Origin of the sequence: Paraburkholderia solisilvae (genome assembly GCF_902859875.1) — a bacterium.
Classification (GTDB): Bacteria; Pseudomonadota; Gammaproteobacteria; order Burkholderiales; family Burkholderiaceae; genus Paraburkholderia; species Paraburkholderia solisilvae.
Map to the genome: position 1 here is coordinate 47,755 of NZ_CADIKF010000052.1, position 6,000 is coordinate 53,754.

A 6,000-nucleotide genomic window follows, 5' to 3' on the forward strand; every position below is an offset into this window, starting at 1 on the left:
GCCGGCAGGCGGGCGCGGCTCGCCGCGAAGAGGTGCGCGTCAGTTCGCCGCGGTGGTCGACTGTTTCGTGCGCAACTGTCCGCCGCCCTGCTTGTCCGCGTCGTATGCGTAGACGACGCGCCCGCCCTTCACTTCGCCGATCACCGGCACGTTCGGGCTGATCGCTTCGTGATCGTCGTGCGTGTACGGCTTGTCGTAGACCATCACCACGCCTTCGACCTTCGTGTTCAGGTTTTCGAGCGCGGCGCGCACCTTCGGGCCGTCGGTCGTGCCGGCCTGCGTGATCGCGGCGGCCAGCAGATAGATCGAGTCGTAGCCCTGCGCGGCCGATACCGGCGAGTCGATGCGGTTGTTCTTCGGCTTGAACTCCTTCAGGTACGCATCGATAAACGCCTTGCGTTTCGCGGTGTTCGGCTCCTGAATGAAGGTTTGCGGCATCCGCGCGCCTTCGCCGTTCGCGCCCGCGTTGTCGATATAGTTCGCCATCGACAGCGTCCAGCTGCCGATCAGCGGCACCTTCCAGCCGAGCTTGGCCATGCCGTTCGCGATCTGCGCGAGCTCAGGCCCGATGCCATAGGTGAGCACCGCCTGCGCGCCGGCCTCTTTCGCCTTCAGCAGCTGCGCGGTCATATCGACGTCCTTGATATTGAATTTCTCGACCGCGACCGGTTTGACGCCCTTGGCGGCGAGCGCCTTTTCGAGGTCCTCGCGGCCGAGCTGGCCGTAGTTCGTCGAGTCCGCGAGAATCGCGACCTTCTGGTAGCCGCGCTTCGTGACCGCTTCCTCGACGATCATCGGCGCCTGGATGCGGTCGGCCGCCGCGTTGCGGAACACGTAGTTGTCCGGCTGATCGGCGAACTGCTTCGTCACGATGCTGCCGGTTGCCACGTTGTTGAACACCGGAATCTTCGCTTCCTGAAAGAAGCGTTGCGAAGCGAGCGCGACGCCGGTGTTGATATAACCGACCACCGCGACCACCTTTTCCTTGTTGATCAGTTCCTGCGCGATCTGCACGCCGCGCTCGTTCTTCGCTTCGTCGTCGCGCTCGACCAATACCAGCTGGCGGCCGAGCACGCCGCCATTTTTGTTGATCTCCATGGTCGCGAGCCGCACGCCGTCGCGCATGCTGACGCCCATCGACGACGAGCCGCCGGTGAACGGACCGTCGACGCCGATCCGGATCGGGTCCGCCGCATGACCGGCGGTGGCGAACAGTGCGAGTACAAGCGCGCCCGCAACGCTTTTGAAGCGAAGTCTCATCGTCGTCTCCGTAGCTTTATGCTGTGTTCTGGTGCAACGACAGCCGGACGACTGCCGCCGCGATCGAAGCGCAGCCGGCGCTCACGCTGCGAGCCGCGTCACGCCTGCTTCAATGCTGCTTCGATCCGATAGCCAGTATAGAAATCGTAAGCCATCCGTCACTATGCGGGGTTACCCGTAAGTTAACTGTTAGCTACACTTTTTGGTTGCCCGCACAACATTTCGTGCACGGCGACGATGCGAGGGCCCGAACCCGTAGCGGAAAAAGAGGCACTGTGCGCGCCGCAAATATGAAGAGCGCCGGCGTGCCGTTTCAGGACGACGCCGGCGCACTGCGCGAACCCGGCGGCCAGAGGCGCCGTTTTTCGAACCTCAGACTGTCGCCGCCAGCAGCGTGTCCAGACCGCCTTGCGCATCGAGCGCGTGCAGATCGTCGAAGCCGCCGACGTGCGTGTCGCCGATATAAATTTGCGGCACCGTGCGGCGGCCGCTGCGCTCGATCATTTCGCGCGTCTTCGCGGCATCGCCCTCGATGCTGATTTCGTTGAAGGCGACGCCCTTGCTGCGCAAGAGCGCTTTCGCGGCAAGACAATACGGGCAGGTCGGTTTCGTATAAACGGTGATTGCGGACATCGTCATCTCCTTGAATTCCGGTTTCAGATTCGCGACGCGGCGCACACGCGCATACGCACGCGCGCACCGCATCGCCGCTTCGTGTCGCTCGGCACGCCGACGGCGCTCACGCTTCGACGGGCGGGAAATCCACTTCGCTTTGCGCAACGTTGTTCAGGAAGTTCGTGAAGGTCAGTTGCGCGGCGACGGCGATGATCTCGACAAGCTTGCTGTCCGTGAGCCCTGCTTCGTGGGCCGCCGCGATATCCGCATCGCTCAGCCGGCCGCGCTCGCGCGCCACCGTGCTCGCGAACGCGGCAATCGCGTTGCCTGTGCCGTTGCGCGCGGCGCGAATTGCGTCGTCCGACAGACCCGCCTTGCGGGCGAAGTGCGAGTGCGCGGCGAGACAGTATTCACATGCGCTCACTTCCGATACCGCAAGCGCGACGGTTTCGCGTTCGGGCGCGGTCAGTTCGCCCTTCGACAACTGTTGTTGCGCCTGCAGGTATGCGCCGAGCGATGCCGGCGAGTTCGCGAGCACCTTGAACATATTCGGCAGGAAACCCGTCGCTTTCTCAACCGCGTGCAGCGACGCTTGCGCGGAAGCAGGGGCTTGTCCGATCGACAGGGATTGAACGCGTGCCATGGTGGTTCTCCTTAAACAGTAAATTGTTGAAAATGCAACCAACTCGAATTTCCGGAATCGCTTCCGTCATCCGACGGCGTGAGTGAACTTTAAGCGGTGGCTCGCGATTCGTTAATCGCGCGGCGAATCAAGAAACCGCTCATTCGTCTCAGCGGGATCGACCGCGCGTCACCGTGAACGTCGCGCGGACACATGGCCGCGCGCGGCGGCACACAACGGCCTGCCGCGTGCGGATGCGCCATACGGCATCCGAACGAACGGCATCGTGCAAAGTGTCGGGAAGGGAATGAAGAGAGAGACGCAGCAGCTGCAACAGCGGTGAATCAGGCGCCGTGCGGCAAGCGTTCGGATGCGCGACGCGACAAGCGGGCGCGAACGCGCCGCCCGTCACGTCGATTACTTCGCGTGGATCTGAATCTGAGCCTGCGGCTGGGTATTGCCGCCGGTCGCGCGCCAGCGCGCGGGCGTCACACCGATATGCCGCTTGAACACCCGCTGAAACGCGGCCTCGGATTGATAGCCGACCGTCGCGCCGATCTCGGCGACCGACGTCGAGGTTTGCAGCAGCGCGCGACCTGCGATCGTCAGGCGCACTTCAGTCAGCATGTCGGTCGCGGAGCGGCCGATCGCTTCCTGAAACTGTCGCACGAACGTCGCGCGGGACATGTGGCACATGGCCGCGAACTGATCGAGCGTCCACGGTTCGCCGGGCTGCTCGAACATCGAAGACAGCGCCGGCTGCAGGCGCGGCTGCCCGGCGAGCGCAAGCAGGCCGCGCGGCGCGTCCGCGGCTTCGCTCGCAAAACGCAGCGTCAATGCAAAAAGCGCCGCGGACAGATAGTTGATCAGACATTCGCTGCCGGGGCTTTCGTCGAGCGCTTCTTCCCGCATCAGCGAGACGATGCGCGCGAGGCGCGAGCCGGCCACGGTCGACTGCGCGTGCGCGCGCTTGCCGTCCTCGGCGTCCGCCTGCATGAGCGCGCCGCCTTCGGCCGCGACGTCCGCGATGTGCATCGCCCCGGCGGCTTCGTTGCGCGCGGTGTCGGATGCCGCGTCGTGCGAGCCGCTTTGCGCGCCATGATTCGCGACCGGCCCGGTGCTCACGACGAGCCGCGCGGGCAGATGTTCGCGCAGCAGCCGGTCCGGCATCGCGCCGACCAGAAAGCGCCCGCATAGCAGATCGGCAGCCGGCCCCGTGCTGTCGTTTTCCACCACGGTCAACGTGATATTGCGGCGCTTGACCGACGGCGCGGGCTGCGCGCCGCTTCCGTCGTGAATCCGGTGCGCCGTGCCGGTCGGAAACAGGATCACGTCGCCGGCCGTCAGCTTGCGCGGCGGCCCGTTGCCGTCCTCGAGCACCGCTTCACCCGTCAGCAGCACGTGATACGGAATCTCGTGAAGGCCCGCGGTGCCGACCTCCACCGCCCAGGGCGAACCGAAATGGCAGCGCTCGTCGATGCGTCCGTTCACCGGCGTCAGCGACAGGAAGCGGCTTAGCAGATCCATATGAGTCGTTTGAGCAATTTGTTGATCCGTTAGCGAATTCGCACGCAGCGGCGACCGACGTACATTGACTCCATCCCATGCAGCCCGATTTTACTGGACGACGGCGCGGCGCACGGCCAATGGGTCTCAGGCCTTGTGTGCGCGATGCATGCAACGAATTGGAGCGATAGATGAAGACGATCAATATCGATGTCGCGGTGATCGGCGCCGGCAGCGCCGGCCTGTCGGCGTACCGCGCGGCGAAGGCCGCGGGCGCGTCGACTGTTCTGATCGAAGGCGGCCCTTACGGCACGACCTGTGCGCGCGTCGGCTGTATGCCGTCGAAGCTCCTGATCGCAGCCGCCGAGGCCGCGCATGCGGCCGCTCGCACCGCGCCGTTCGGCGTGCATGTCGACGGCACGATCCGCGTCGACGGCCGCGAGGTGATGCGGCGCGTGAAAAGCGAACGCGACCGCTTCGTCGGTTTCGTGGTCGACAGCGTCGAAGCGCTGCCCGCGGAGGACCGCCTGATCGGCTACGCGAAGTTTATCGACGACAACCTGCTGCAGGTCGGCGAGCACATCCGCGTGCGGGCGCGCAGCGTCGTGATCGCGACCGGCTCGTCACCGTATGTGCCGCCGTTGTATCGCACACTCGGCGAGCGGGCGATCGTCAACGACGACGTCTTCGACTGGGACGATCTGCCGCGCAAGGTCGCGGTGATCGGCGCCGGCGTGATCGGCCTCGAACTCGGTCAGGCGCTTGCGCGCCTGCACGTCGACGTGACGGTGCTCGGCGCGCGCGGCCGCGTCGGCCCGCTCTCCGATCCGGCGATCCGCGACTACGCGCAGCAGGTGTTCAGCGATGAGCTGCGTTTCGAAGCGCGCGCGGAAGTCGAAGCGGCGACGCGCGAAGGCGACGTCGTGCATCTGCGCTACCGCACGAGCGACGGCACGCTCGTCGACGATACGTTCGACTATGTGCTCGTCACCGCGGGCCGCCGTGCGAACGTCGACAGGCTCGCGCTCGGCAACACGACGTTCGCACTCGACGCGAACGGCGTGCCGGCGTACGACCCGCTGACGCTGCAGGCCGGCACGCATCCGGTGTTTATCGCGGGCGACGCGAACGGCGTGCTGCCGCTGTTGCACGAAGCCGCCGACGAAGGACGCGCGGCCGGCAACAACGCCGCGCATTATCCGTTTGTCACGCCGCTCGTGCGCCGTGCGCCGATCTCGGTGCTGTTCTCGGACCCGGGCATCGCGATGGTCGGCACGCGGCACGCGGACCTTGCGCCCGGCAGCTTCGTCACCGGCGACGTGAGCTTCGAAGACCAGGGGCGCAGCCGCGTGATGCTGCGCAATCGCGGGCTGATGCACGTGTATGTGGACAGGATGACGCGCCGCTTCGCCGGCGCCGAGTGGATCGGGCCGGACGCCGAGCACATCGCCCATCTGCTCGCGTGGGCCCTGCAGATGAACCTCACCGTCGACGCGATGCTCGAGATGCCGTTCTACCATCCGGTCGTCGAGGAAGGCTTGCGCACCGCGCTGAGAAACGCGGTGGCGCGGCTGAAAGACGCGCAATGAGCGAGCGGGATGCGGGGGCGCCTAGATCGTGAAGCGTCCCTGTGCCGTACTCCTTCTGCCCTACGCCTTCTGCCCTATGTCTCAGGCCTGGCCGCTGAACAATGCGCCCGACGTCTGACCTTCCTCCGACAGCAACGACGCGAGTTCGGCCGCTGCTGTCGCCATCGCCCCTTCGATCGTCATCGCGGCGGTCTGCAAGACCGCGATCGCCGGGTTCGGCGTGCTGCCGGCCCCGCGGTGCAGCGACAAGGTGGCAATCTGCCCTTCGACCGCGGTCAGCTGCGCCTGCAGATCCTTGATCAGCTGCTGGATCTCCTGAACGGCGGGATTCGTCGACACTGAACCACCGCCGCCGCCCGACCCGCCTGCACCACCGGCGCCGCCCGCTCCGCCCGCGTGCGCCGCGCG

Annotated in this window: 5 protein-coding genes and 1 pseudogene; 1 reads left to right on the plus strand and 5 read right to left on the minus strand. The window is 65.9% G+C overall.

The window, feature by feature from the left end; genetic code table 11:
• Nucleotides 1-39: 39 nt before the first annotated feature.
• The 4 genes from HV675_RS25675 to HV675_RS25690 all read right to left on the minus strand — a co-directional run bounded on the left by HV675_RS25675 (nt 40) and on the right by HV675_RS25690 (nt 4,024).
• Nucleotides 40-1,260, minus strand: coding sequence for an ABC transporter substrate-binding protein (locus HV675_RS25675; protein ID WP_175114261.1), 1,221 nt, complete (start codon nt 1,258-1,260; stop codon nt 40-42).
• A gap of 372 nt (nt 1,261-1,632) precedes the next feature.
• The gene (gene grxC / locus HV675_RS25680; protein ID WP_175114262.1) at nt 1,633-1,893 is read right to left on the minus strand and encodes a glutaredoxin 3; all 261 of its coding nucleotides are present in this window, start codon (nt 1,891-1,893) and stop codon (nt 1,633-1,635) included.
• A 106-nt stretch (nt 1,894-1,999) separates the two neighbouring features.
• A complete protein-coding gene (locus HV675_RS25685) occupies nt 2,000-2,518 on the minus strand; it encodes a carboxymuconolactone decarboxylase family protein (protein WP_175114263.1) in 519 nt (172 codons plus the stop codon).
• A 396-nt stretch (nt 2,519-2,914) separates the two neighbouring features.
• A complete protein-coding gene (locus tag HV675_RS25690) occupies nt 2,915-4,024 on the minus strand; it encodes an AraC family transcriptional regulator (protein WP_175114264.1) in 1,110 nt (369 codons plus the stop codon).
• A 170-nt stretch (nt 4,025-4,194) separates the two neighbouring features.
• Here HV675_RS25690 and HV675_RS25695 point away from each other — a divergent pair, with 170 nt between their 5' ends.
• Entirely contained in the window at nt 4,195-5,592 is a 1,398-nt protein-coding gene (locus tag HV675_RS25695; RefSeq protein ID WP_175114265.1) for a dihydrolipoyl dehydrogenase, read from the plus strand.
• An 81-nt stretch (nt 5,593-5,673) separates the two neighbouring features.
• Here the strand turns inward: HV675_RS25695 and HV675_RS25700 are convergent.
• Nucleotides 5,674-6,000 (minus strand): annotated as a pseudogene (locus HV675_RS25700) (hypothetical protein); the annotation flags it as partial.

What these genes read in the sequence shown, in the direction of transcription:
- HV675_RS25690 (WP_175114264.1), bottom strand. Translation starts at nt 4,024, where the DNA reads ATGGATCTGCTAAGCCGCTTCCTGTCGCTGACGCCGGTGAACGGACGC.
- HV675_RS25695 (WP_175114265.1), top strand. Translation starts at nt 4,195, where the DNA reads ATGAAGACGATCAATATCGATGTCGCGGTGATCGGCGCCGGCAGCGCC.
- grxC (WP_175114262.1), bottom strand. Translation starts at nt 1,893, where the DNA reads ATGTCCGCAATCACCGTTTATACGAAACCGACCTGCCCGTATTGTCTT.
- HV675_RS25685 (WP_175114263.1), bottom strand. Translation starts at nt 2,518, where the DNA reads ATGGCACGCGTTCAATCCCTGTCGATCGGACAAGCCCCTGCTTCCGCG.
- HV675_RS25675 (WP_175114261.1), bottom strand. Translation starts at nt 1,260, where the DNA reads ATGAGACTTCGCTTCAAAAGCGTTGCGGGCGCGCTTGTACTCGCACTG.